The organism is Rhodococcus sp. MSC1_016, assembly GCF_023667485.2.
GTDB lineage: Bacteria > Actinomycetota > Actinomycetes > Mycobacteriales > Mycobacteriaceae > Rhodococcus_F > Rhodococcus_F oxybenzonivorans.
Genome location: NZ_JAMOZI020000001.1, coordinates 2337169 through 2364118, shown reverse-complemented (window position 1 = coordinate 2364118; position 26950 = coordinate 2337169). Strand labels below are relative to the sequence as shown.

Sequence of the window (26950 nt, the reverse complement as noted above, 5' to 3'; positions counted from 1 at the left end):
TGATACCTGCTGGGGGAACGAGATGACGAGTTTGACTTCGCCGCAGCCGAACGAGCGCGCCGCCGAGGGGAACGTGCCCGATGGGGCGTTCCCACTGTCCTCGGTGCAGAGGAGCATGTGGTTCGCGCAACAGCTGAGCCCCACGGTTCCCAAGTTCATCGCCCAGTACGTCGAACTGCGGGGCCACATCGACCTGGACCTGCTGAGTGAGGCCGCCGTTCGCGCCGCCCACGAATTCCAGTCGCCGTTCCTGCGGTTGCTCGATGTCGACGGGGAGCCGTATCAGATGGTGGATCCCACCATCGACCCGTCGATCGGGTTCCGCGACTTCCGCGGTGAGGCCGACCCGATGGCCACTGCGAAGGCGTGGATGGATGAGGACTGCGCGACTCCGCTGCGCCTGACCCGCGATCGGCTCGTCGAGATGACGGTGCTGCAGATCGGCGAACAGCACTACTTGTGGTACACGAGGATTCACCACGTCGCGCTCGACGGCTACAGCGGCATGACCATGGCCAATCGTGTTGCGGCACTCTACACATCCCTCGTCGAGGGCACCGAGCCCGAACCGAATCGGGCGCTCGATCTGCGCGAACTCTACGACCTCGATCAGAAGTACCGCTCCTCCAGCAGGTTCGAGAACGACCGCAAGTACTGGGCCGAGCGAATCGTCGGCATCGAGCACGGCAGCACCCTGGCAACCCACGACGCACCGGCCGCGGCGCAGAGCCGGCTCGAGAGCGCCACGCTGTCCGAGGCGGCCCTCGAATTCCTCGACGTCTCGGATCAGCGGGTGGGTGCGACTTCGGCGGCCGTGATGGTCGCCGGGTTCGCCTGCTATCTGTCGCGGATGACGGGTCGACGGGACGTCCTGATCAACCTGCCGGTGTCGGCCCGCACCACGGCCCCCCTCCAGCGGTCCGGCGGCATGCTCGTCAACGTCGCGCCGCTGCGCATCACCGTTCGTCCCGAAGACACCGTGGCAGAACTCGTGCAGCGTGTGCAGTTGGAACTGATGGGTGCACTGCGCCATCAGCGGTGCAGCCTCGAGGACATCCGCCGCGACGCGGGATTGTCCGGGACCGCCGAGGGTTTGGCAGGCCCGATGGTCAACGTGATGCTGTTCCACCAGACGTTCACCCTGGGCTCGGTGGTGGGGGAGTATCACATCGTCACCTCGGGTCCGGTGGACGATTTGCTGGTCAACATCTATCAGGGCGGTGATGGGGAGACCCTCCTCGACTTCCGCGGCAACCCCAACCGGTACGGGCCCGAGGAACTGCGGGCGCATCATCGCAGGTTCGCCGAGTTGATCGAGGAGTTCATCACCGCTGATCCGCAGACTCGGACGGCTGCCATCCACGCCGAGAGTGCCCGGTTGGCGGCGCGGGTTCTGGAACGGCAGTCCCAGTTCGAGTTCTGGTCGCGCGAGTTGGCCGCGCTGCCCGAGGTGACCGCACTTCCGCTCGATCGGCCGCGACCGGCGGAGCGGGACGGTGCCGGCGAGGTGGTCGACTTCGCCGTCGATGCCGAGGTGCAGCGGCGGGTGCACGAACTAGCACGCGACGCCGGCACCGGACCCTTCGTCGCCGTGCACGCGGCGCTCGCGATACTTCTGGGACGACTCGGGGACACCGACGACGTCGTGATCGGGACGCCGATCGTCGGGCGGGATCCGATCGACTCCGACGACCCGGAAAGGGGCACGTTCTTCAACAAGGCCGTCCTCCGCTCGCAGGTGGACGGAGCGTCGTCCTTCTCCGATCACCTCGCGCGGATCCGGGAAGCCGACCGCGCTGCCTTCGCGCATGCGGCGTTGCCGTTCGACGACCTGGTTGCCCGGCTCGTCACCGACCCGGACCCCTCACACGCACCGCTGTTCCAGGTGATGCTCGAGTTCACCGACGGCGGTCACCCGCACGACACAGCCGGGGACGCGCGCATCGATCCCATCGAGCGCGAACACCGGCCGCTGGGTCTCGATCTCGTCTTCTCACTTACCGAATCCGAATCGGGCGGCGGTCTCGACGGCCGGGTGCTGTACGCAACGGACGTGTGGGATCGCAGCAGTGCCGAGGCGCTGGCGGGGCGTTTCGTGCGCATCTTGCGGGCGGTGACGACCGACCCGGCGGCGCCGATCGGGGACGTCGCCCTGCTCGAGCCCGCCGAATACGCGGAGTTGAGTCCCGTTCGCGGGGACGCCCCCGTGGAGCCGCGAACCCTGCCTGCGTTGCTGCGGCACGCGGTGGAGACGGGAGGCGACGGTGCGGCGCTGGTCTTCGAAGGCCGCACCCTGACCTATCCCGAACTCGACGAGCAGTCCGACCGCCTCGCGCGGATGCTGATCCGCCGCGGTGCGGGGCCCGGCACGGTCGTGGCGCTGGCGATTGCGCGATCGATCGAATCGGTGCTGGCCACCTGGGCGGTCGCGAAGTCCGGCGCCGCCTTCGTGCCGGTCGATCCGCACTATCCGCCCGACCGCATCGAGCACATGCTGACCGATTCCGGCGCCCTCGTCGGACTCACCGTCACCGCACATCGCGACGCCCTACCGCAGACCGCACCGTGGCTGGTGATGGACGACCCCGAGTTCGGGCAGGCACTGGTCGACCGGTCGCCCGGCGCCGTCACCGACGCGGACCGTCTCCGGCCGCTGCGGTTGTCCGACCCGGCCTATCTCATCTACACCTCCGGTTCCACCGGCATCCCCAAGGGTGTCGTCGTCACCCATGTCGGGCTGGCCAACTTCGCTGCCGACCAACGCGCACGGTTCGGTGTCACGCCGGAGTCCCGCACCCTGCACTTCTCGTCGCCGAGTTTCGACGCCTCCATTCTCGAACTTCTGCTCGCGGTCGGGGGCGGAGCGACCATGGTGGTGGCCCCCTCTACGGTGTACGGCGGCAGCGAGCTCGCGGACCTGCTCCGGCGGGAGCAGGTGACGCATGCCTTCGTCACCCCGGCGGCGCTGGCGTCGGTCGACCCCGACGGTCTCGACTCGATCCGGTGTGTCGTCACCGGCGGCGAGAGTTGTCCTCCCGCCCTGGTGGAGCAGTGGGCGCCGGGCCGGGTGATGTTCAACGCGTACGGGCCGACCGAGGCGACGGTGGTGGCCAGTGTCGCCGGACCGCTGGTCGTGGGGGAGCCTGTCACCATTGGCCGGCCGTCGCGCGGTGTCGACCTGCTGGTGCTCGACGCGCGCCTGCACCCCGTCCCCAAGGGGGTGCCGGGCGAGTTGTACATCACCGGTGACGGTGTGGCACGGGGGTACCACAACCGGCCGATCCCGACGGCCGAACGATTCGTCGCCGACCCGCACGGGGCCCCGGGACAGCGGATGTACCGCACCGGCGACCTGGCGCGGTGGAACCTGCGCGGCGAGCTGGAATACCTGGGCCGCACCGACTTCCAGGTGAAGATCCGCGGATTCCGCATCGAACTCGGTGAGATCGACGCCGTCGTACGCTCGCATCCCGCCGTCGCATTCGCGACCACGGTCGGGCGCACCGCACCCTCCGGAGACACGGTGCTGGTGACGTATGTGCTGCCCGAGGTCGGCGCCGAACTCGTCATCGAGAACGTCCTCGAACACGCGGCGGCCGTGCTGCCGGCGCACATGGTCCCCGCACGCATCATGGTGCTCGCCGAGGTCCCGCTGACCCCGGCCGGCAAGCTCGACCGGAAGGCGTTGCCGGAACCGCACTTCGAGGCCACCTCCACGGTGTACCGGGCGCCGGGAACTCACACGGAGATGCGGGTCGCGGAGGTGTTCGCGGACCTGCTGGGCGTCGAACGTGTCGGCGTCGACGACAGCTTCTTCGACCTGGGTGGTGATTCACTGGTCGCCACCCGGGTGGTCTCCCGGGTCAACACGGCGCTCGGCACGGACATCGGGGTGCTGGACCTGTTCGAGGCGCCGAGCGTGGCGCTGCTCAGTGCCCGCATCGACGCCCTCGGGCCCCGCACGTCGGCACGCCCGCCGCTGGCGCCGCGCACCACCGCCGGCCCGGTGCCGGTGTCGCTGGCGCAGCAGCGGATGTGGTTCATCAACCAGCTCGACACCGCGTCCCCGGCCTACAACATTCCGGTGGCCATCCGGTTGCGCGGCACCCTCGACGTGGAGGCGTTGCGCGCCGCGGTGCGTGACGTCCTCGAACGGCACGAGTCGCTACGGACCGTCTTCCCCAATACCCCGAACGGGCCGTTGCAGGTGGTGCTGCCGGTCGCGGACGTCAGTCCGGACCTCGACGCGGTCGAGGTAGCTCCCGACGAGCTCGACATCCATCTGCTCGCGGAGGCGGCGACCGGGTTCGATGTGACCGTGCAGCCGCCGATCCGCGCCAGGCTGTACCGGACGGCGACCGAGGATCATGCGCTGGTCTTCGTGGTCCACCACATCGCGGCCGACGGACTGTCGATGACGCCGCTGACGCGGGACGTCATGGTGGCCTACCACGCCCGCGCCGCCGGTGAGGTTCCGCAGTGGGCGCCGCTCGAGGTGCAGTACGCCGATTTCTCCGTGTGGCAGCGGGAGCTGCTCGGTTCCGCCGACGATCCCACCAGCGTGCTGTCCCGGCAGCTGTCGTTCTGGGCCCGCACCCTCGACGGCGCACCGGAGGTGCTGGACCTGCCCACCGACCGGCCGCGCCCGGCACGGCAGTCGATGGTTGGCGGCACAACGGATTTCACCATCCCGGCACGTCTGCACGCCGCGCTGCTCGACATCGCCGGCGCCCACGACGCCAGCCTGTTCATGGTGGTGCACACCGCCCTCGCGGTGCTGCTGTCCCGGTCGAGCGGATCGTCCGATGTATCCATCGGCTCCCCGGTGTCGGGGCGCGGCGAGCGGCAACTCGACGACGTCGTCGGCATGTTCGTCAACACCGTGGTTCTGCGCACCGAGATCGATCCGGAGAGCAGCTTCCCCGAAATCCTCACCCGCACCCGGGCCGCCGACCTCGCGGCCTTCAGTAACACCGACCTGCCGTACGAGCTGCTGGTCGACGAGCTGAAACCGGCACGCTCCGAAGCCCATTCGCCGCTGTTCCAGGTGATGCTGGTGCTCCAGGGCTTCGCGGACACCCGGCTCGAGCTTTCCGGGCTCGAGGTGGAAGTTCAGGGGCTCGAGACCGGTGCCGCCAAATTCGACCTGCAGGTGATCCTCACCGAGCACATCGAGAGTTCCGGCGCTCCCGGCCCGATCGACGCCCAATTCTCCTACGCCGCAGAGCTGTTCGAGCCATCCACGATGGACGCCCTCGCGGAACGGTTCGTCACGCTGCTCGACACCGTCACTACCCACGCCGAGGCGAAGGTCGGCGACATCGAGTTGAGCGGGCCCGACGAGAACCGCCGGATCCTGCAGGAGTGGAACGACACCACCACCGTCGTACCGTCCTCGGCCACCCTGGTCAGCCTCTTCGAGGCCCAGGTGCGGCGCACGCCGGACGCGGTGGCAGTGGTGTTCGGTGAAGACGAATTGCTGTACGCGGAGTTCGATGCCCGCGCCAACCGGCTCGCCCGCGAACTCCTCGCCCGCGGCGTCGGGCCGGAATCCCGGGTGGCCGTGTCGTTGCGGCGTTCGCTCGAGTTGATGATCGCCATCTACGCGGTCGAGAAGACGGGGGCCGCCTACGTTCCCCTCGATCCCGACCATCCGGCCTCGCGTATCGCCTACGTTCTCGACAATGCCGCCCCGACGTGTGTCCTCACCTCGTCCCGTGATCGCTCCGAAGGGCTGATGAGCGAGGCCGGGAACACCGCGATCGAGATCGACACCCTCAACCTGGCGGCCCGGGCGAGCACACCCATCACCGACGCCGAGCGGGGCGGAGCCATCCATCCCGATTCGACGGCCTACGTGATCTACACCTCCGGTTCCACCGGTAGGCCCAAGGGCGTTGCGGTCAGCCACCGGGCCATCGCGAATCGGTTGCTGTGGATGCAGGACACCTATCACCTGGACCACACGGACGTGGTGCTGCAGAAGACACCCGTCACGTTCGACGTGTCGGTGTGGGAACTGTTCTGGCCGCTCGAGGTCGGAGCCCGGCTGGTGCTCGCGGCGCCGGACGGTCACCGCGACCCCACGTATCTGTCACACGTGATCGCCGACCATCAGGTCACGACCATGCACTTCGTGCCGTCGATGCTCGCCGTGTTCACCGCCGGCGCCGAGCCCGACCTGTGCGGTTCGCTGCGTCAGGTCTTCTGCAGCGGTGAGGCACTCCCGCCGGCCACGGCCGACGCCTTCCGGGACTTCGGATCGGCGGCGCTCCACAACCTGTACGGCCCGACGGAAGCCGCCGTCGACGTCACCTACTGGGAATGCACCGAGGCCGACCGGGTGTCGGTGCCGATCGGTGCCCCGGTGTGGAACACCCAGCTCTACGTCCTCGACGCCCGCCTGCATCCGGTGCCGGTCGGCGTACACGGTGAGCTGTACCTGGCCGGTGTCCAACTGGCCCGCGGATATGTCGGGCGTCCCGACCTCACCTCCGACCGCTTCGTGGCCAAACCGTTCGGCGAGCCGGGTCAGCGCATGTACCGCACCGGCGACATCGTCCGGTGGCGTGCCGACGGCAACGTCGAGTACATCGGCCGGCGCGACTTCCAGGTGAAACTGCGCGGACAGCGGATCGAGCTCGGCGAGGTGGAGGCCGCGCTGCTGGCGCATCCGTCGGTGGCGCAGGCCGTGGTGACCGTGCATCGCAGCGAGGCAACGGGGGAGAGCCTGGTCGGCTATGTGATCCCGGTGGCCGGCGTGGAGATCGACACCGCCGACATTCGCGACACCGCGGCCGAGTCGCTGCCTGCGTACATGGTGCCCACCCGCATCATGGTGCTCGACCGGTTCCCCCTCGGCGCCACCGGCAAGTTGGATCGCGGTGCCTTACCCGAGCCGGAATTCCTGAGTCCGTCAACCGAATTCGTGACTGCGCGCAATCCGATCGAGGAGATCCTCGCCTCGATTTTCGCGGATCTGCTCGGAGCACCGCGGATCGGTGTGTACGACAGCTTCTTCGATCTCGGCGGCAACTCCCTGGTGGCCACACGGTTGGTGGCGCGGGTCAATGCGGCACTGGGCAGCCGCATCGGTGTCCGGGAAATCTTCGACGCTCCGAGCGTCGCGACCCTGGCCACGCGGATCGAGTCCGAGGCCGTCCACAACGCCGAGCGTCCACCGCTGGTCGCCGGCGATCGGCCGGAGCGGGTGCCGGTGTCACTGGCGCAGAAGCGCATGTGGTTCATCAACCAGTTCGACATCGATTCGCCCGCCTACAACATCGCGCTCGCGGTGCGACTGACCGGTGACCTCGACGACGACGCCATGCAGGACGCCGTCGCCGACGTCCTGGAACGGCACGAGTCGCTGCGCACCCGCTTCCCGATGGTCGACGGCGAGCCCGTCCAGGTCGTCCTCGACACCGAGGACGTAGTGCCGGATCTCACCCCGATCGGAACTTCGGAAGACGACCTGCCGCAACATATTGCGCGTCTGGCCGGCGCCGGATTCGATGTGACGGTCGCGGTGCCGGTGCGTGCGGCCCTGTTCTGCACCGCACCCGAGGACCACGTGCTGGTCATCGTCGTGCATCACATCAGCGCGGACGGGTTCTCGATGGCACCCCTTGCCCGGGACGTGATGACCGCGTACGCCGCCCGCACCGGTGGCCAGGCACCCGACTGGGCGCCCCTGACCGTGCAGTACGCCGACTTCGCGCTCTGGCAGCACCGAGTGCTCGGCAGCGCCGACGATCCGGACAGTCTGCTGGCCGCCCAGCTCGACTACTGGACCCGAACCCTCGCCGGACTCCCGGAGTTGCTGGCGCTGCCCACGGACCACCCACGGCCGACCCAGCAGTCCTTCCGCGGTGGTGTCCACTCGTTCAGCATCGACCCCCAGGTGCACAGCCGGTTGATCACCACAGCGCGAGAACACAATTCGAGTGTCTTCATGGCAGTGCACGCGGCACTGGCCGTCCTGCTCGCCCGGCTCGGCGACACCGATGACGTCGCGGTGGGAACACCGATCGCCGGTCGCGGTGACGCTGCCCTCGACGACATGGTGGGCATGTTTGTCAACACCCTCGTGCTACGCACCCCGGTGAAGCCGGGTTGCTCCTTCTCCGAACTCCTGGCCAAGGTCCGCGATACCGACCTCAGCGCCTTCCATCACTCGGACCTCCCGTTCGAGCGGCTGGTGGACGCCATCTCGCCGGAACGCGCCACGTCGCATTCACCGCTGTTCCAGGTGGTACTCGAGTTCCGCAACAACGAGCGGCCACGTCTCGAGCTGCCCGGGCTGACCGTCACCGGGCTCGACCTCGCCACCGACATCTCGAATTTCGATCTTCAGCTGACCCTTACGGAGGAATTCGGGGTGTCGGGGGAGCCGGCCGGCATCTCGGCCGCCTTCACGTACGCGGCGAGTCTGTTCGACGCGTCGACGATCGCCGGTTTCGCCGATTACCTGCAACGGATATTCGACGCCGCCACGGCGGATCCGGAGCGCGCCGTCGGGGACATCGAGCTGATGGTGGCCTCCGAGCGCGCCGCGCTCACCCCGGTGATGGACGCACCCGACACCGAGCTGCGCACACTTCCCGAACTGCTCGCGGCGGCTGCAGCGACGGATCCGGAGGCGGCCGCACTGATCTACCAGGGTCGGGAGGTGTCCTATCGGGATCTCGATCAGCGATCGAACCGGCTGGCCCGGCTACTGATCGGGCGCGGCGTGGGCCCCGAATCGGTGGTGGCGCTGGCGATGGGCCGGTCCGTCGAATCGGTTCTGTCCCTGTGGGCTGTGGCAAAGACCGGCGCCGCGTTCGTGCCGGTGGACCCGGATTACCCGACCGACCGGATCGTGCACATGCTGACCGACTCCGGTGCACAGCTGGCCCTGACGGTGACCGAGTTCCGGTCGGATCTACCCGAATGCGTCGACTACCTGGTCGTGGACGCACCCGAGCTCGGTGACGACCTGGCCGAACAGTCGTCTGCCGCCGTCATCGATGCCGACCGCCCGCTGCCCGTCGCCTTGGAGAACACCGCGTATCTGATCTACACGTCAGGATCGACCGGCATGCCCAAGGGCGTCGCCGTCACCCACCGGGGCCTGGCGAATTTCGCGACGGACGAACGCACCCGATTCGGCATTACCGCGACCTCGCGCACCCTGCACTTCTCCTCTCCGAGCTTCGACGCCTCGATCCTCGAGCTGCTGCTCGCCGTCGGGTCCGGGGCGACGATGGTCATTGCACCCTCGACTGTCATCGGCGGCACCGAACTCGCCGATGTACTTCGTGAGGGCCGGGTCACCCACGCATTCATCACCCCTGCTGCGATGGCGTCGGTGGAACCCGTGGGTCTCGATCACCTCGAATGTGTCGTCACCGGTGGTGACGTGTGCCCGCCGGAGCTGGTGGCGCAGTGGGTCACCGCAGGCAGGCGGATGTTCAACGCTTACGGTCCCACCGAAGCGACCGTGGTGTCGAGCGTGACCGGTCCGATGGTGCCCGGCGAACCCGTGACCATCGGCAGGCCGCCGCTGGGTACGGGCGAAATGGTGCTCGATTCGCGCCTGCACCCAGTGCCGAACGGGGTGACCGGCGAGTTGTACGTCACCGGTTCGGGACTCGCGCGAGGCTACCGGAACCGGGCCGGCACGACGGCCGAGCGGTTCGTCGCCAACCCGTACGGCGGCCTCGGCGCCCGGATGTACCGGACCGGCGACCTGGCGCGGTGGAACCGCGACGGACAACTGGAGTATTTGGGCCGCAGCGACTTCCAGGTGAAGATCCGCGGCTTCCGCATCGAGCTCGGCGAAATCGAGACGGCCCTCGCCCGCTACCCGGGCGTGGCCCATTCGGTGGTGTCGGCGCACAAGGGCAGCACCGGGGTGAACCGGCTCGTCGGCTACGTCGTGCCGACCAACGGCGCCGAACTCGAGCCGGAAGCCGTCCTCACCTTCGTCGGCAGCTTCCTTGCGCCCTACATGGTGCCGTCCGCGTTGATCGTTCTCGACGCGCTGCCGCTGACCCCAGCGGGCAAGCTGGATCGGCGGGCACTGCCTGAGCCAGACTTCGGCGCCCGCGTGTCGTCGGGGCGCGCACCGGTCTCGGAGATGGAATCGGTGCTGGCCGACCTGTTCGCCGAAGTCCTCGGACTCGAGTCGGTGGGCGTGGACGATTCGTTCTTCGCACTCGGCGGCGACAGCATCATGTCGATCCAATTGGTGGCCCGCGCCAAGTCGGCGGGTGTGGTGCTGACCCCGCGGGACGTGTTCGAGGCCAAGACGGTGGCCGGGCTGGCGGCGGTGGCGTCCTGGGTGGGCGACTCCGACGTGGTGGTGCTCGAAGAGCTGCCCGGTGGCGGCGTCGGTGCCATGCCGACCACCCCCATCACCGCGTGGCTCCTCGAGCGCGGTGGCGAGTTCAACCGCATGTCGCAGTCGATGTTGCTGACCGCGCCCCCGAATCTGCGTGCGATCGAACCGTTGATCGAGACGTTCCAGGCTGTCCTCGACCGGCACGACATGTTGCGGGCGCAGCTGATCGTCGGGACCGACGAGTCGCATCTCGAGGCGTGCCCGGTCGGTTCGGTGGCCGCGCGGAACATTCTGCGTCGGGTGGCCGTGTCCGCCGCTCCCGGCACCTCCGAGTTCGCGGGCGCCGTCATCGCGGAACTCGATGCGGCACTGGACCGTCTCGACCCGGCGTCGGGTTCGATGCTGCAGGTGGTGTGGTTGGATGCCGGTGACGACGGCGGCCGGTTGCTCGTGGTCGCACACCACCTGGTGGTCGACGGGGTGTCGTGGCGGATTCTGGTGCCCGATCTCGCGACGGCGTGGGCGCAGGTCTCAGCGGGTCAGGAGCCGGTCCTCGAGCCGGTCGGCACGTCGATGCGGCGCTGGGCGCACGGACTGGTGGATCAGGCGGGTGAGCGGGCAGTCGAACTCGACCTCTGGCAGCGGATCCTCGACTGCGAGGACCCGCTGATCGGTAGCCGACCACTCGATCCGAACATCGACGTGAACGCCACCGTCGGCAGGATCACCGTCGAGCTGCCGGCCGAGGTCAGCGAGGCGATCCTCACGGCCGTGCCGGACGCGATCCACGGCAGCGTCAACGACGGGCTGCTCACCGCCCTCGCGATGGCCGTCACACAGTGGCGCAGGTCGCGGCTCGTCACCGGTGCCCATGGGCGGCCCGTCGACGGGACGCTCGTCAGCCTCGAAGGCCACGGGCGAGAAGACCAGGTGGTCCCCGGTGCCGACCTCGGCCGCACCGTCGGCTGGTTCACGGCGATGTTCCCGGTGCGCCTGGACCTGTCGGGCATCGACATCGAGGAGGCTTTCGGTGGTGGCCGGGCCGCCGGCTCGGCGATCAAGGCGATCAAGGAGCAACTGCTCGCCATCCCCGACCACGGCATGGGTTACGGCATGCTGCGGTACCTGAACCAGGACACCGCACCCGTGCTCGCGGATCGCTCGCTGCCTCAGATCAGCTTCAACTACCTGGGCCGGTTCGCCGCCGACCTCTCCGAGGCCGCGACCCGCGCCGGGTGGGCGCCGACCGGTGAAGTCGACATGGACCGCGCCCAGGACCTCGACACACCCGTCACCTCCGCCATCGACATCAACGCTGTCACCACCGAGGTCGAGGACCGTCCGCAGCTGCGAGCGACGTGGGCCTACGCGGCGGGTGTGCTCGACGTGACCGAGGTGCGGGAACTCGCGGAGCTGTGGGTGCAGGCGCTGACCGCGCTCACCACCTACGCGTCCCGCCCCGACGCCGGCGGAATCACCCCGTCGGACCTGGACCTGGTGTCCCTCGACCAGGACACGATCGACCGCGTCGAGGCCCGCTTCCCGGCGCTGTCCGACATCTGGTCGCTGTCGCCGTTGCAGTCCGGTCTGCTGTTCCACGCACTCCTGGCCGAGGAGTCGATCGATTCGTACACCGTGCAGATGACCATCGAGCTTCGCGGTGCGGATTCGGCGCGGCTGCGGTTGGCGGGGCAGGCGCTGCTCGACCGGCACGCGAATCTGCGGGCATCGTTCGTCTACGACGAAGGCGGCACCCCGATCCAGGCGATTTCCCGGCAGGTGGAGCTGCCGTGGACGGAGATCGACCTGTCCGGCCTCGACGCCGACGCTCGTGCAGCCGAGATGGACCGCATCGCCGACGCCGACCGGCGACGTGGTTTCGACATGTCCACCCCGCCGCTCATCCGGTTCACGCTGATGCAGGTGGGCGGGGACGAACAACATCTGATGGTCACCAACCACCACATCCTTCTCGACGGCTGGTCCATGCCGTTGCTGATCCGCGACCTGCTGACGCTGTACGCCACCGCGGGCGACACCGCCGCGCTGCCCCGGGTGAACCCCTACCGTGACTACCTCGCCTGGATGTCGCATCGCAGCACCGAGGAGTCGCTCGGAGTGTGGGCGCGCGCCCTTGCCGGTCTGGAAGGACCCACCCTGCTCGCACCGGCCGACGCGGCCGCCCAGAGCACCGACGAATCGAGTGAATTGATCGTCGAACTCGACGACGACGACACCGAACTCCTCAGCGCGCTCGCCCGGGAGCGGGGCATCACGCTGAGCACCCTGATTCGCACGGCATGGGGAATTGTGTTGGGCAGCATGACTGGTCGCACCGATGTCGTCTTCGGTGGCACCGTGTCGGGCCGGCCCCCGCAGATCCCCGGAATCGAGTCGATGATCGGCTTGTTCATCAACACGCTGCCGGTTCGCGTCGTGCTCGACCCGTCGGAGACGCTGGGGGAGTTGCTCGAGCGCATCCAGAGTGAGCAGGCGGCGCTGCTCGATCACCACTATCTGGGGCTCACCGACATTCAGGGCGTGGGCGGCGACGGCGCCGTTTTCGACACCCTGACGGTGTTCGAATCGTATCCGGTGGACCGGGCGGGCCTTACCGAGAACACCGACATCGCCGGCATGAACGTTCTCGACGTGCACGACCGCGCCAACGCCGCGCACTATCCGCTGGCGGTGATCGCCTCCGCGCACGAACGCCTGCAACTGAAACTCGAGTACGTTCCCACCTTGTTCGACGGTGACGCCGTCGCCCGCATCGGTGACCGAGTGGTCCGGGCCCTGATGGCACTCGCCGAGCGGCCGAATCTGCGGTTGGCACAGTTGCGGCTGCTCACCGCGGCCGAGGAGACCGCGCTGGTTCCCGTCCGGGGACTGCCGGGCCGTTCCGTGCGGACACTGCCCGCGATGTTCGCCGAGACCGCCGCGGCGGCCGGCGACGCCACCGCGGTCGTGGCCTCACACCGCCGGGTGACCTACCGGGAACTCGACGAACGGTCCAACCGCTTCGCGCGACTGCTCCTCCGCAGCGGTGTCGGACCGGAAGATTTCGTCGCCCTGGGTATTTCGCGCTCCCTCGAATCCATCGTCGCAGTGTGGGCGATCGCCAAGACGGGTGCAGCGTTCGTGCCGGTCGATCCGAGCTACCCGCGTGAGCGAGTCGAACACATGCTCGGCGATTCGGGCTGCAGGTTCGGTGTGTGCGTGAGTGCGGACCGCGGCCGGTTGCCGGCCGCCACGACCACGTGGCTGACGCTCGACGACCCCGAAATGGTCACTGCCGCAGCCGAAATGTCGTCCGATCCGGTCACCGACGACGAGCGTGTCGTGCCACTGCGATTCGCCCACCCGGCGTACATGATTTACACCTCGGGTTCCACCGGCACCCCCAAGGGGGTCATCGTCAGCCACCGTGGCCTCGACAACTTCGCCGAAGAACAGCGCGCCCGGTACGGGACCGACTCCGCCTCGAGGACGATGCACTTCTCGTCCCCGAGCTTCGACGCGTCGGTCCTCGACTATCTGATGACGTTCGCGGTCGGCGCGACCATGGTGATCGTGCCGACATCCGTCTACGGCGGTGACGAACTGACCGAATTGATCCGATCCGAGGGCATCACCCACGGATTCATCACCCCGGCGGCGCTGGCGTCGGTGGACCCGGAAGGCCTCGACGGCTTCCGTACCGTGGCGGTCGGTGGCGAGGCCGTCCCGCCGGAGCTGGTAACGCGTTGGGCGCCGGGCCGAAAGATGTTCAACGCCTACGGCCCCACCGAGTCCACCATCGTCGCCAACCTCAGTGATCCCCTGGAGGCCGGCGAGCCGGTGACGATCGGCGGACCGATCCGCGGCACCGCGGAAGTCATTCTCGACGCCTGGCTGCAGCCGGTCCCCGTCGGTGTCGCCGGGGAGCTGTACATCAGCGGTGAAGGACTTGCCCGCGGCTACCATGCGCGGGCGGGGCTCACCAGCGAACGGTTCATCGCGAATCCGTTCGGTGAGCCGGGCGAGCGCATGTACCGTACCGGTGACCTCGCGCGCTGGCGTCCGGATCGGACAGCGGAATACCTCGGCCGCAGCGACTTCCAGGTCAAGGTTCGTGGTTTCCGCATCGAACTCGGTGACATCGACAGTGCCCTCGCCGGGCATCCCTCGGTGGCGTTCGCCGTCACGCTCGGGCGCCCGGGGCCGACGGGCGACACCGCACTCGTGTCCTATGTGCTGCCCGAGGCCGACACAACCCTCGAGCCGCCGGAGCTGAAGCAGTGGGCGGCGGAACTGCTGCCCGCCCACATGGTGCCGTCGAGCATCATGATCCTCGACGAGATCCCGTTGACCCCGGTGGGCAAGCTCGATCGGGCGGCTTTGCCGGAACCACAGTTCCTGCCGACGACGGACGAGTTCCGCCCACCGTCGACGGTGCTCGAGCACACCATCGCCGACGTGATCACCACCGTCCTCGGGATCGAGCGGGTCGGCATCGATGACAACTTCTTCGACATCGGTGGTAACTCGCTCATCGCCACCCGCGTGGCCGCCCGGCTCACCGCCGAGTTGGACACCCAGATCGGAGTGCGCACCCTGTTCGAGGCGCCGACGATCCACGCTCTCGCCCGCATGATCGAATCGACCGCGTTCGCCCCCGCCGGGGACGGCGACCACGGCAGGGTTCCGCTCGAACCGAAGCAGCGACCGGAGCACGTGCCGGTGTCGCTCGCGCAGAAGCGCATGTGGTTCCTCAACCAGTTCGACACCTCGTCCGCCGCGTACAACATTCCGCTCGCGGTGCGGCTGACCGGACGGCTGGACGTGGAGTCTCTGCGCGCGGCCGTCACCGACGTCTTCGTCCGGCACGAATCGCTCCGCACCGTGTTCCCCTCCCACGATGGGGAACCGACGCAGGTGGTGCTCTCGCCCGGACAGTGGACACCGAATCTCGAGATTGCCGACGTGGCGGACAGCGAACTCCACGAGCACATCGCCGCGCTCGCGACCGCAGGGTTCGACGTGACCGCCGACGTACCGATTCGTTCGGCACTGTTCGCTCTCGCGCCGGACGAGCACGTGCTCGTCATCGTGGTGCACCACATCTGTGCCGACGGCTTCTCACTCACTCCGCTCGCCAGGGACGTGATGGCGGCCTACGCGGCCCGCATCGCGAGTAGCGCACCGCAGTGGAGCCCCCTGTCGGTGCAGTACGCCGACTACACGCTGTGGCAGCTCGAACAACTCGGCAGCGAAAGTGATTCCGGGTCCCTCATCTCCCAGCAACTGCGGTACTGGACAGAGCAGCTCGCGGACCTGCCCGAGATCCTGCAGCTGCCCACAGACCGCGCCCGGCCGGTTCAGCAGTCGTTCCGCGGCGCCCAGGTCGACTTCACGATTCCGGCCGAGCTGCACCGCTCGCTGTCCGCGCTGGCGCGCAAACACAACTCGACCATGTTCATGGCCGTGCACGCAGCCCTGTCCGTGTTGTTGTCGGCGTTGTCGTCCACCGAGGACATCGCGGTGGGGACACCGATCGCCGGTCGCGGTGAGGCGGCACTCGACGAGATGGTCGGCATGTTCGTCAACACCCTCGTCCTTCGGGCCGCCGTCGACCCCGCCGGTGGCTTCGGCGAACTGATCGATCAGGTGCGGGCCACCGACCTCGCGGCATTCCACCATTCGGACGTGCCGTTCGAGCGGTTGGTCGACGTGCTGGCACCGGAACGGTCCACCGCGCATTCCCCGCTGTTCCAGGTGCTGCTCGAATTCCGCAACAACGAGACCCCACGACTCGAGCTTTCGGAATTGACCGCTACAGCAGTCGATTTCGATCTCGAGGTGGCAAAATTCGACCTGCAGCTCAGCGTCGAGGAACGCTTCGACGAGGAGGGGACCGCAGCCGGAATCACCGCGGCGTTCGTCTACGCCACCGACCTGTTCGACGCCGGAACCGTGCGCACCATCGCCGACCGGTTCCTGCGGGTCCTCGGTGCGGTGACCGCCGATCCGCACGCCCCCGTCGGTGACATCGAACTCACCGACGCCGCCGAACGGGCCGCCATGGCGACCGAGTGGAACACCGTCGGCGTCGATGCCGGTCACGACACACTGGCGGACCGCTTCGCGCAGACCGTCGCCCGGTTCCCCCAGGCCACCGCGGTCACCTCCGAGGACGTGGCGTACACGTACCGCGAGCTCGACGAACGCTCGAACCGGTTGGCGAGGCTGCTCATCTCGCGTGGAGTCGGCCCGGAAACCCTCGTCGCGGTAGCACTTCCACGCACCTGCGATCTGATCGTCGCGTTGCTCGCGGTGATCAAGTCGGGCGGTGGATATCTTCCGGTCGACATCACCTATCCAGCAGACCGGCTGGCATTCGTCTTCGAGGACGCCGCACCGAACTGTGTGATCACCACCGTCGGCGACGCCTCGGCCCTTCCGGAATCCGGGACGCCCGTCATCCTCCTCGACGACATCGAGACCGACGCCGATCTCGGCCGGCTGTCACCGGCGACGATCACGGACGACGATCGGGTCACCCCCCTCGATGCGTCGTCGGTGGCCTACGTGATCTACACCTCCGGGTCGACGGGCCGCCCGAAGGGTGTGGTCGTCTCGCACCGCAACGTGCTCACCCTCTTCGCGAACACCCAACCGCTGTACGAATTCGACGAGAACGACGTCTGGACGATGTTCCACTCGTATGCCTTCGACTTCTCCGTGTGGGAGTTGTGGGGACCGCTGCTCTACGGCGGACGACTGGTGGTCGTCGACTACTACACCGCCCGGTCACCGGAAATGTTCCACGAACTGCTCCGCAACGAGCAGGTGACGGTGCTCAACCAGACGCCGACCGCGTTCTACCAACTGGCCGAGACCGACCGGATCGTCTCGGAGATCGACGTGACCGCAGCGGCGCTGGCGTTGCGGTACGTGATTTTCGGCGGAGAGGCCCTCGACCTCGGTCAACTGGGACGCTGGTATGCCCGGCACGACGACTCCGCGCCGACCCTGGTCAACATGTACGGCATCACCGAGACCACGGTCCACGTCAGCTACCTGCGGCTCGACCGTGCGTTCGCCGAGTCCGCCTCGGCCAGTGTGATCGGACGCGCCATCGCCGGGCTGCGTGTGCACGTGCTCGACCGGCGCCTGCATCCCGTACCGCCGGGCACCATCGGCGAAATGTATGTGTCCGGCGAGCAGGTCACCCGGGGCTACCTCGGCCGTGCGGCGCTCAGCTCCACCCGGTTCGTCGCCGACCCGCTCGGGTCCGGCGCACGGATGTATCGAACCGGCGACCTGGCGCGCTGGAACGCCGGCGGTCAACTCGAGTATTTGGGCCGCAGTGACTTCCAGGTCAAGATCCGCGGTTTCCGCATCGAACTCGGTGAGATCGAGTCGGCATTGCTCCGCTACCGCGGGATCGCGCAGGCCGTCGTCCTGACCCGCGACGACGGCCACGGGGGCAACCGGCTGATCGGATATGTGGTGCCCGAGTCCGGGTCCACCGTGGAGGTGTCCTCGGCGCTGGAATTCCTCGGCACCCAGCTCACGTCCTACATGGTTCCCGCGACCCTCGTCGTCCTCGACGCCCTGCCGCTCACCGGCAACGGCAAGCTCGACCGACGCGCGCTGCCCGAACCGGACTTCGGTGCCCGGGTGTCCGCGAGCCGGGCACCCACCACCGAGATGGAAACGGTGCTGGCCACGTTGTTCGCCGAGGTTCTCGGACTGGACTCGGTGGGTGTGGAGGATTCGTTCTTCGCGCTCGGCGGTGACAGCATCATGTCGATCCAGTTGGTGGCCCGCGCCAAGGCTGCGGGTGTGGTGCTCACCCCGAGGGACGTGTTCGAGGCCAAGACGGTGGCCACCCTCGCCGAGGTGGCGTCCTGGGCCGGGGCTGCCGACGTGGTCGTCCTCGAGGAGTTGCCCGGTGGCGGTGTGGGCGACATGCCGATCACCCCCATCACGTCGTGGCTGCTCGAACGCGGCGGCGACTTCCGCCGCTACACCCAGACGGCGCTGCTCGCCCTGCCCCCGGCAACCGACCGCACGATGCTCGAGCGGACGATCCAGGTGGTCGTCGATCACCACGACATGCTGCGTGCCCAGCTGGCCGGGCCCGCACCACGGTGGCGTATCGAGGTGCGCGGGCCCGGGTCCGTCGACGTCCGCGAGTTCCTCCACCGCGTCGAGGTGCCCGCGGTGACCGGTTCCACCTTCGCCGAGATCGCCACCCGCGAACTCGACGAGGCCGCGGGACGACTGGACCCGGTGGCCGGTGTCATGTTGCAACTGGTGTGGTTCGACGCCGGTGACGGCGGCGGGCGGTTGCTGGTGGTCGCTCATCACCTCGTGGTCGACGGGGTGTCGTGGCGGATCCTCGTCCCCGACCTGGCCACCGTGTGGGCGCAGCTCTCCGCGGGCCAGGAACCGGTCCTCGAGCCGGTCGGTACGTCGATGCGCCGGTGGTCCCACGGTCTCGCCGGCGCTGCCGTGGACCGCGCCGGGGAACTCGACCTGTGGCGCGAGGTGCTCAGCGGTGACGACCCGCTGATCGGGTCGCGGCCACTCGACCCGGACGTCGACGTGGCGGGCACCGTGGAGAAGCTGACCGTCGAAGTGCCCACCGACGTGACCGACGCACTTCTCACGAAGGTGCCCGAGGCGTATCACGGCGGAGTCAACGACGGACTGCTCGCGGGACTGGCGCTGGCACTGGCGCGGTGGCGTGCCCGGTCGGCGCGGCGCACCCACGGTGAAAGCTGTGCCCAGTCACTGGTCAATCTCGAAGGCCACGGTCGTGAAGACCAGGTGCTGCCGGGCGCGGACCTCGGCCGTACCGTCGGCTGGTTCACCGCGATGTTCCCGGTTCGCCTGGACCTGTCGGGCATCGACCTCGACGAGGCCTTCGACGGCGGCCGGGCCGCCGGCTCGGCGATCAAGGCGATCAAGGAGCAACTGCTCGCCATCCCCGACCACGGCATCGGCTACGGCATGCTGCGGTATCTGAACCCGGACACTGCAGAAGAACTGCGCGCGCTGCGCCAACCTCAGGTCACGTTCAACTACCTCGGACGGCTGGGCGGGGCAACGTCGACCGATACCCACGGACATCCGTGGGTCCCGGTCAGCGACACCAAGCTCGACGACGTTCCCGCCTCCGACATCCCGGTCGCCTCGGTGCTCGACATCAACGCCGTCACCGACGCCGCAGCCGACGGAAACCGGTTGCGCGCGACATGGGCGTTCCCGGCCGGTGTCCTGACCGAAGCAGAGGTACGCGAACTCGCCGAACTCTGGGTACAGGCACTCACCGCGTTGACTGTCCATGTGTCGCGGCCCGGTTCGGGCGGTGTGACGCCGTCCGATCTCGATCTCGTCAGCCTCGACCAGACCGCGATCGACCGGCTCGAGGACCGCTTCCCGGCACTCGCGGACATCTGGTCGCTGTCACCCCTGCAGTCGGGGCTGCTGTTCCACGCGCAGTTCTCCGACGCCGCCGTGGACCCCTACATGGTGCAGCTGACCCTCGAACTGCGCGGGCAGGTCGATGCCGACCGGATCCGCCGCGCCGGCCAGGCACTGCTCGATCGGCATCCCAATCTGCGGGCCGCGTTCGTCCACGACAGCGCGGGCGCCTCCGCCCAGATCATCCAGAACGGTGTCGTCCTGCCGTGGTCCGAGTTCGACCTCTCGGGTCTGGAACCGGCCGAGACCGAGCGGGAATACGACCGGATCCTGGAGCGAGACCGGGCGGTCAAGTTCGACATGTCGCAGGCACCGCTGCTGCGGCTCGCGCTGATCCGGCTGACGGGCCAGGACTACCGGCTGGTCCTGACCAATCACCACATCCTGCTCGACGGCTGGTCGACGCCACTGGTCATCCGTGACCTGCTCACCCTGTACGCCACCGACGCCGACGGCAGCCTGCTGCCCCGGGTGCACTCGTACCGCGACTACCTGTCGTGGATGCGACGTCACGACATCACCGAGTCACTCGCGGCGTGGCGCGCCGCTCTCGACGGAGTGGACGAACCGACGCTGCTCGCGCCGATGGACCGGGCCGAAGCGCATTCGGCGATGGCCGAGGAAACCGCCTTCACCCTGTCGGAGGAACAGACCACCCGCCTGCGTGAGCTGAGCCGTGAGCGCGGACTGACCCTCAACACGGTCGTGCAGACGGCGTGGGGCATCGTGCTCGGTGGACTGATCGGACGCACCGATGTGGTGTTCGGCGGAACCGTGTCGGGCCGGCCGCCGGAGATCCCCGGCATCGAATCGATGGTGGGTCTGTTCATCAACACCCTGCCGGTCCGGGTGGCGCTGAACCCCCGGGAACCGTTGGGAGAGCTGCTCACCCGCGTCCAGAGCGAGCAGGCGGCACTGCTCGATCACCATTACGTGGGGCTCACCGACATCCAGTCGGTGGCCGGGCTCGGGGCGGGCTTCGACACGCTGACCGTGTTCGAGTCGTATCCGGTGGACAAAGACGGGCTGACCGAGCACACCGATATCGCGGGCATGTTCGTCACCGGAATCGGGGGCAAGGACTCGGCGCACTATCCGCTTGCCGTGGTTGCGTCCGGTGACGAGCGACTGAACCTGAAATTCGAGTACCTGCCGGAGGTGTTCGAGGAGCGCGCGATCGACGAGATCGCGGATCGCCTGCAGCGAGTACTCGCCGCCATCGCCGATCGGCCCGAGATCCCCCTGGCGCACATGCAGTTGCTCACCGAGTCCGAACTCGCCGAGTTCGCTCCGGTGCGGGGGCGCCCCGGTTTCTCGGTCCGGACCCTCCCGCAGATCTTCGAGGACGCTGCCGCGCTCGATCCGAACCGCACGGCGCTCACCTTCGAGGGCCGGAACGTGTCCTACCGCGAACTGAACGAGCGTTCGAACCAGTTGGCGCGGGTTCTGATCGCGCGCGGCGCGGGCCCGGAGGCGTTCGTGGCGCTGGGAATTCCCCGGTCCATCGAGTCCGTTCTCGCTGTCTGGGCGGTGGCCAAGACGGGCGCAGCCTTCGTCCCGGTCGACCCCAACTACCCGATCGACCGCATCGAGCACATGCTCACCGATTCCGGTGCCACCATCGGACTCACCACGACGGCCTACGAGAAGGACCTCCCCGACACGGTGCCGTGGCTGCTGCTCGACTCCCCAAAGTTCGAGAAGGCATGCCAGGCGAAACCGGCTCTGCCCGTGGCAGATTCGGATCGGAAGTCGCCGATCAGCCTCGATAACGCTGCCTACATCGTGTACACGTCGGGTTCGACGGGTAAACCGAAGGGCGTCGTGGTCACGCACGAGGGACTCGACAACTTCGCCGAGGATCAGCGTCAGCGATTCGGGGCCACCCAGACCTCGCGCACGCTGCACTTCTCCACTCCGAGCTTCGACGGGTCGATCTTCGAGTACCTGCAGGCCTTCGGCGTCGGCGCAACCATGGTGATCGCCCCACCGACCGTCTACGGCGGTGCCGAGCTGGCCGAACTGATCCGTGCCGAACACGTCACGCACGCCTTCGTGACCACGGCTGCTCTGGCCACGGTCGATCCCACGGATCTCGACGAGTTCCAGCACGTGACCGTCGGTGGGGAAGCATGCCCGCCGGAACTGGTGACGCGGTGGGCCCCCGGCCACAACCTGTTCAACGGGTACGGCCCCACGGAGACCACCGTGATGGCCAACATCAGCGACCCGTTGGCGGTGGGCGAGCCGATCACGATCGGCGGACCCATCCGCGGTGTCGAGGAGCTGGTCCTCGACGCCCGGCTCCAGCCCGTCGCGGTGGGTGTGCCCGGCGAGCTGTACATCACCGGCGCCGGCCTGGCGCGGGGCTACCACCAGCGGCCCGCGCTCAGTAGCCATCGCTTCCTCGCCAACCCGTACGGTGAGCCGGGGGAGCGGATGTACCGCACCGGCGACATCGTCCGCTGGCGTGCCGACCACTCGGTCGAGTACGTGGGGCGCAGCGACTTCCAGGTCAAGATCCGCGGCTTCCGCATCGAACTCGGTGAGATCGACGCCGAGGTCGCCACCTTCCCGGGCGTCAGTTTCTCGGCCACGCTCGGCGTGCCCGGACCGTCCGGGGACACCGTTCTGGTCACCTACCTGCTGCCTCTGACGGAAGGCGGGGTCGACCCGGCCGCGTTGACGGCGCACCTGTCCACACGGCTTCCCGCGCACATGGTGCCGTCGAGCATCATGTTCCTCGACGAGATCCCGCTGACACCGGTGGGCAAACTGGATCGTTCGGCGCTGCCGGCGCCGGCGCTCAACGTCCACACCAAGGAGTTCCGCGCGCCGTCCACCGACCTCGAGCGGACGATCGCGGACATCTTCGCCGATGTCCTCGGACTCGAGCGGATCGGCGTCGACGACAACTTCTTCGACCTCGGTGGCAACTCCCTCGTCGCGACCCGCGTCACCGCCCGGCTCCGTGATGCGCTCGACACCGACATCGGAGTTCGGGCACTGTTCGAAGCGCCCGACGTGCGATCGCTCGCCGAGCGAATCGGCGAGGGTTCCGTTCCCGGCGGGGGTGCCCGCCCACCGCTCGCCCCGGTCGAGCGACCCGAGCTGATCCCGCTGTCCCTGGCGCAGAAGCGGATGTGGTTCCTCAACCAGTTCGATCCGTCGTCGCCCGCCTACAACATTCCGCTCGCGGTGCGGCTCACCGGACGGCTCGACGAGGAAGCGCTGCGACTGGCCATGTCGGACGTGCTCGAGCGGCACGAGACGCTGCGCACGGTGTTCCCGACGGTCGGCAACGAACCGACCCAGCGGATACTTCCGGCGGAACTGGTCCGGCCGGAATTCACGACCGCCACGGTGACCGCGGAGGAGCTCCCGGCGCGCATGCGGGACCTGGTGTCCCGCGGATTCGACGTCAGCACCGACCTACCCGTGCGCGCCGCCCTCTTCCGGACCGAGCCCGACCATCACGTCCTCACGATCGTGGTTCATCACATCTGTGCGGACGGGTTCTCCCTCGCCCCGTTGGCGAGGGACGTCATGGTCGCGTACGGCGCGCGTCTCGACGGAGACGGTCCGCACTGGGCGCCGCTGCAGGTGCAGTACGCCGACTACACCCTGTGGCAGCACGCCGTGCTCGGGTCGGAGGACGACCCGGCGTCGCTGATCAACCGTCAGCTCCGCTTCTGGTCGCAGACTCTCGCCGGACTGCCGGACGTCATCCAGTTGCCGACCGACCGGCCACGCCCGATTCAGCAGAGTGTCGAAGGCGATCGGGTGGAGTTCGCAATCGACGCCGACCTGCACCGGCGGTTGACAGCGCTCGCCCGGGAGAACAACGTCACCATGTTCATGGCGGTCCATGCCGCCCTCGTGGTACTCCTGGCTCGCCTGGGCAGCACCGATGACGTCGTCATCGGGACACCGGTCGCCGGCCGCGGGGAAACCGCTCTCGACGACATGGTCGGCATGTTCGTCAACACGCTTGTCCTGCGGAGTCGCATCGATCCCGCGACGACGTTCACCGAGCTGGTCCGTCAGATCCGCGAAAGCGATCTCGCCGCGTTCGCGCACTCGGACCTGCCATTCGAACGGTTGGTGGAGGAGTTGAACCCGAGGAGGTCCACGTCCTACTCACCGCTGTTCCAGGTGGCTCTCGAGTTCCAGAACAATGAGCGCGCGTCGCTCGAGCTGCCGGACCTGCGGGTCGAGGGCGTGGATCTCGAGACGAGGGTGGTCAAGGAAGACCTCGAGGTCATCCTCGCCGAGCAGTTCGATTCGACCGGTGCACCCGCCGGGATCAGCGGTGGCCTCGACTTCGCGGTGTCGCTCTTCGACGAGGAAACCGCCCGCAGGATCGCCGACCGGTTCGTCCGCGTCCTCGCTGCCGCCACCGCCGACCCGGAGCAGTCCATCAGCACCCTGCCCATCCTCGACGAGGCGGAGCAGGAGGAGTTGGCACCCGCCCGCGGCAAGCCGGAGGTCCGACCCGAGCTGTGGCCCGACATCCTCGCCGCCGCGGCGGCCGTCGCCCCCGAGGCGACAGCCCTCACCTTCGAGGACCGTCACGTCAGCTACCGCGAACTCGACGAATGGTCCAACCGACTGGCCCGGGTCCTGAGGGCTCACGGTGTGGGCCCGGAAACGTTCGTCGCACTGGGCATGCCGCGCTCCATCGAAGAGGTGGTGTCGATCTGGTCGGTGGCCAAGTCCGGCGCGGCGTTCGTGCCCGTCGATCCGACGTATCCCCGTGATCGCATCGAATACATGCTCACCGACTGCCGGGCATCGGTCGGTATCACCGTTGCCGAGCGTCGGGACAATCTGCCGGAATCCGTCCCGTGGCTGGTGCTCGACGACGAGGAATTCGCGGAGCAGGTGGCAGTGGTGTCCTCCGAGCCGATCACCGACGCCGACCGGACGCGACCCCTCCACCTCGGGCATCCCGCGTATCTGATCTACACCTCGGGTTCGACGGGCAAACCCAAGGGCGTCATCGTCACCCATCGGGGCATCGCCAACCTCACCGCGGAAGAGCACGAGCGTTTCCTGGTCACCCTCGACTCGACGGTGTCGCACCTGGCGTCGCCGAGCTTCGACGCCTCGGTGTTCGAGCTGATGATGGCGTTCGGCGCCTCGGCTCGGCTGCTGATCATCCCGCCGACCATCTTCGGCGGCGACGAACTCGCGGAACTGCTGCGCAGGGAACAGGTGACTCACGCGTTCATCACTCCCACCGCGCTGTCCTCGATGGAGGATCGTGACCTCGACACGCTGCGGATGCTGGCCGTGGCCGGCGAGGCGTGCCCGCCCGAGCTGGTCGAGGTCTGGGGCCGCCACCGCCGCATGCACAACGGGTACGGTCCGACGGAAACGAGCATCCAGGCCAGTGTCAGCGCCCCGATGCGACCCGGTGGGGTGGTCAACATCGGTGCTCCCGCCATCGGCTTCGAGTACCTGGTACTGGACGAGCGGCTCCAACCCGTTCCGGCGGGCGTCCCCGGTGAGCTGTACATCGCCGGGCCCGGATTGGCGCGGGGGTACCACAAGCGCGCGGCCCTTACCTCGGAACGGTTCCTGGCCTGCCCGTTCGGCGAGCCCGGACGGCGCATGTACCGGACAGGTGACGTGGTGCGGTGGCGCGGGGATCACACTGTCGAGTACATCGGGCGCACCGACTTCCAGGTGAAGGTGCGGGGCTTCCGCATCGAACTCGGTGAGATCGACGCCGTTCTCGCCCGTCATCCGGCGGTGGCCTTCGCGGCCACGATCGGGCACACCGGGCCGTCCGGAGACACCCTGCTCGCGGCCTACGTGCGTGCCGTCGACGGCCACGACCTCGATCCCGCGGAACTGCGCACCTACGCGGCCGAGCGACTGCCCGCCCATATGGTTCCCTCGGCCGTGGTGGTGCTCGATCAGGTGCCGATGACCCCGGTGGGCAAGCTCGACCGCAAGGCGTTGCCGGCGCCGGAGTTCGGCACCACCGCGGCCGCATTCCGCGCACCCGACACCGAAACCGAACGCGTCGTCGTGGAGGCGTTCGCGGAGGTACTCGGAGTCGATCGGGTCGGGACGGCGGACAGCTTCTTCGACCTCGGCGGCAACTCGATCGTCGCCACCCGCGTCATCACCGTTCTCCAGGAACGCCTCGGCCGGCGGATCCCGCTGCAGTCGATGTTCCTCGATCCGACACCGGCGGGACTGGCGCGCCGGATCGAGACGGACGGCGGCGGCGAGTCGGCCGTCGACGAGGCGCTGCGTGTGGTGATTCCGCTGCGACCGACGGGGGAGACACCGCCACTGTTCTGCATCCATCCCGGGATCGGGCTCTCGTGGGGTTACGCCGGGTTGCTGCAACACCTGTCGCAGGACCGTCCCGTCTACGGCCTGCAGTTGCCGAGCATCAGTGGGGGACCGACCTTCGACTCGATCGAGGAGCTCGCCCACCATTACGTGCGCGAAATGCGGAGTATCCAAGGTTCCGGGCCGTACCACCTGCTCGGGTGGTCCCTCGGCGGCATCATCGCGCAGGCCATCGCGGTGGAGTTGCGGCGGGAGGGCGAATCCGTCGCCACCCTCGCCCTGATGGACAGTTACGTGATCGGTGACGCCGACGCCACCCCGGACAGCCTCACCGTGTCCGAGTTGCTGCACGGTCTGGGGCTCGACCTCGAGTCCGAGGGCGAGGACGGAGAACTCACCTACGAGCGCGCCGTCGAACTGCTCGACGAGGCGTTCGGGCAGAAGACGGGTATCACCCCACAACACCTCGAGCGCATCAGCCTCGGGTTCACGAACTCGTCGAGACTGATGAGCGGGTTCCGTCCGCAGCAGTTCGACGGGGATCTGCTGTTCTTCACTGCGGCGTCGTCACCTGCGGAGCACTCACCCGAGGAGTGGGCGCAGTGGGTGGGTGGACGAATCCGGGAAGTGAAGCTCGAGTGCGAGCACAACCAGATGATCGAGCCGGAGGTCCTTGCGGTCATCGGGCCGGTGCTCGAGGAGTATCTCGATCTGCCCTGAGCCGATGCGTGCCCGCGGCCCGGCTGTGACCGGTGGGCCGGTCCGATTGCAGTGACGTAACGGACCGGCCCGGATACCGATAACACCGGGGAACTCGGTCACACTCGAACTCGA

The 26950-nt window shown here is 68.2% G+C and carries 1 protein-coding gene; it reads left to right on the top strand.

Annotated elements, in window-relative coordinates; translation table 11 throughout:
* Window positions 1-22 precede the first annotated feature (22 nt).
* Window positions 23-26836, top strand: coding sequence for a non-ribosomal peptide synthase/polyketide synthase (locus L1080_RS11015; protein ID WP_250768201.1), 26814 nt, complete (start codon window positions 23-25; stop codon window positions 26834-26836).
* Window positions 26837-26950 lie beyond the last annotated feature (114 nt).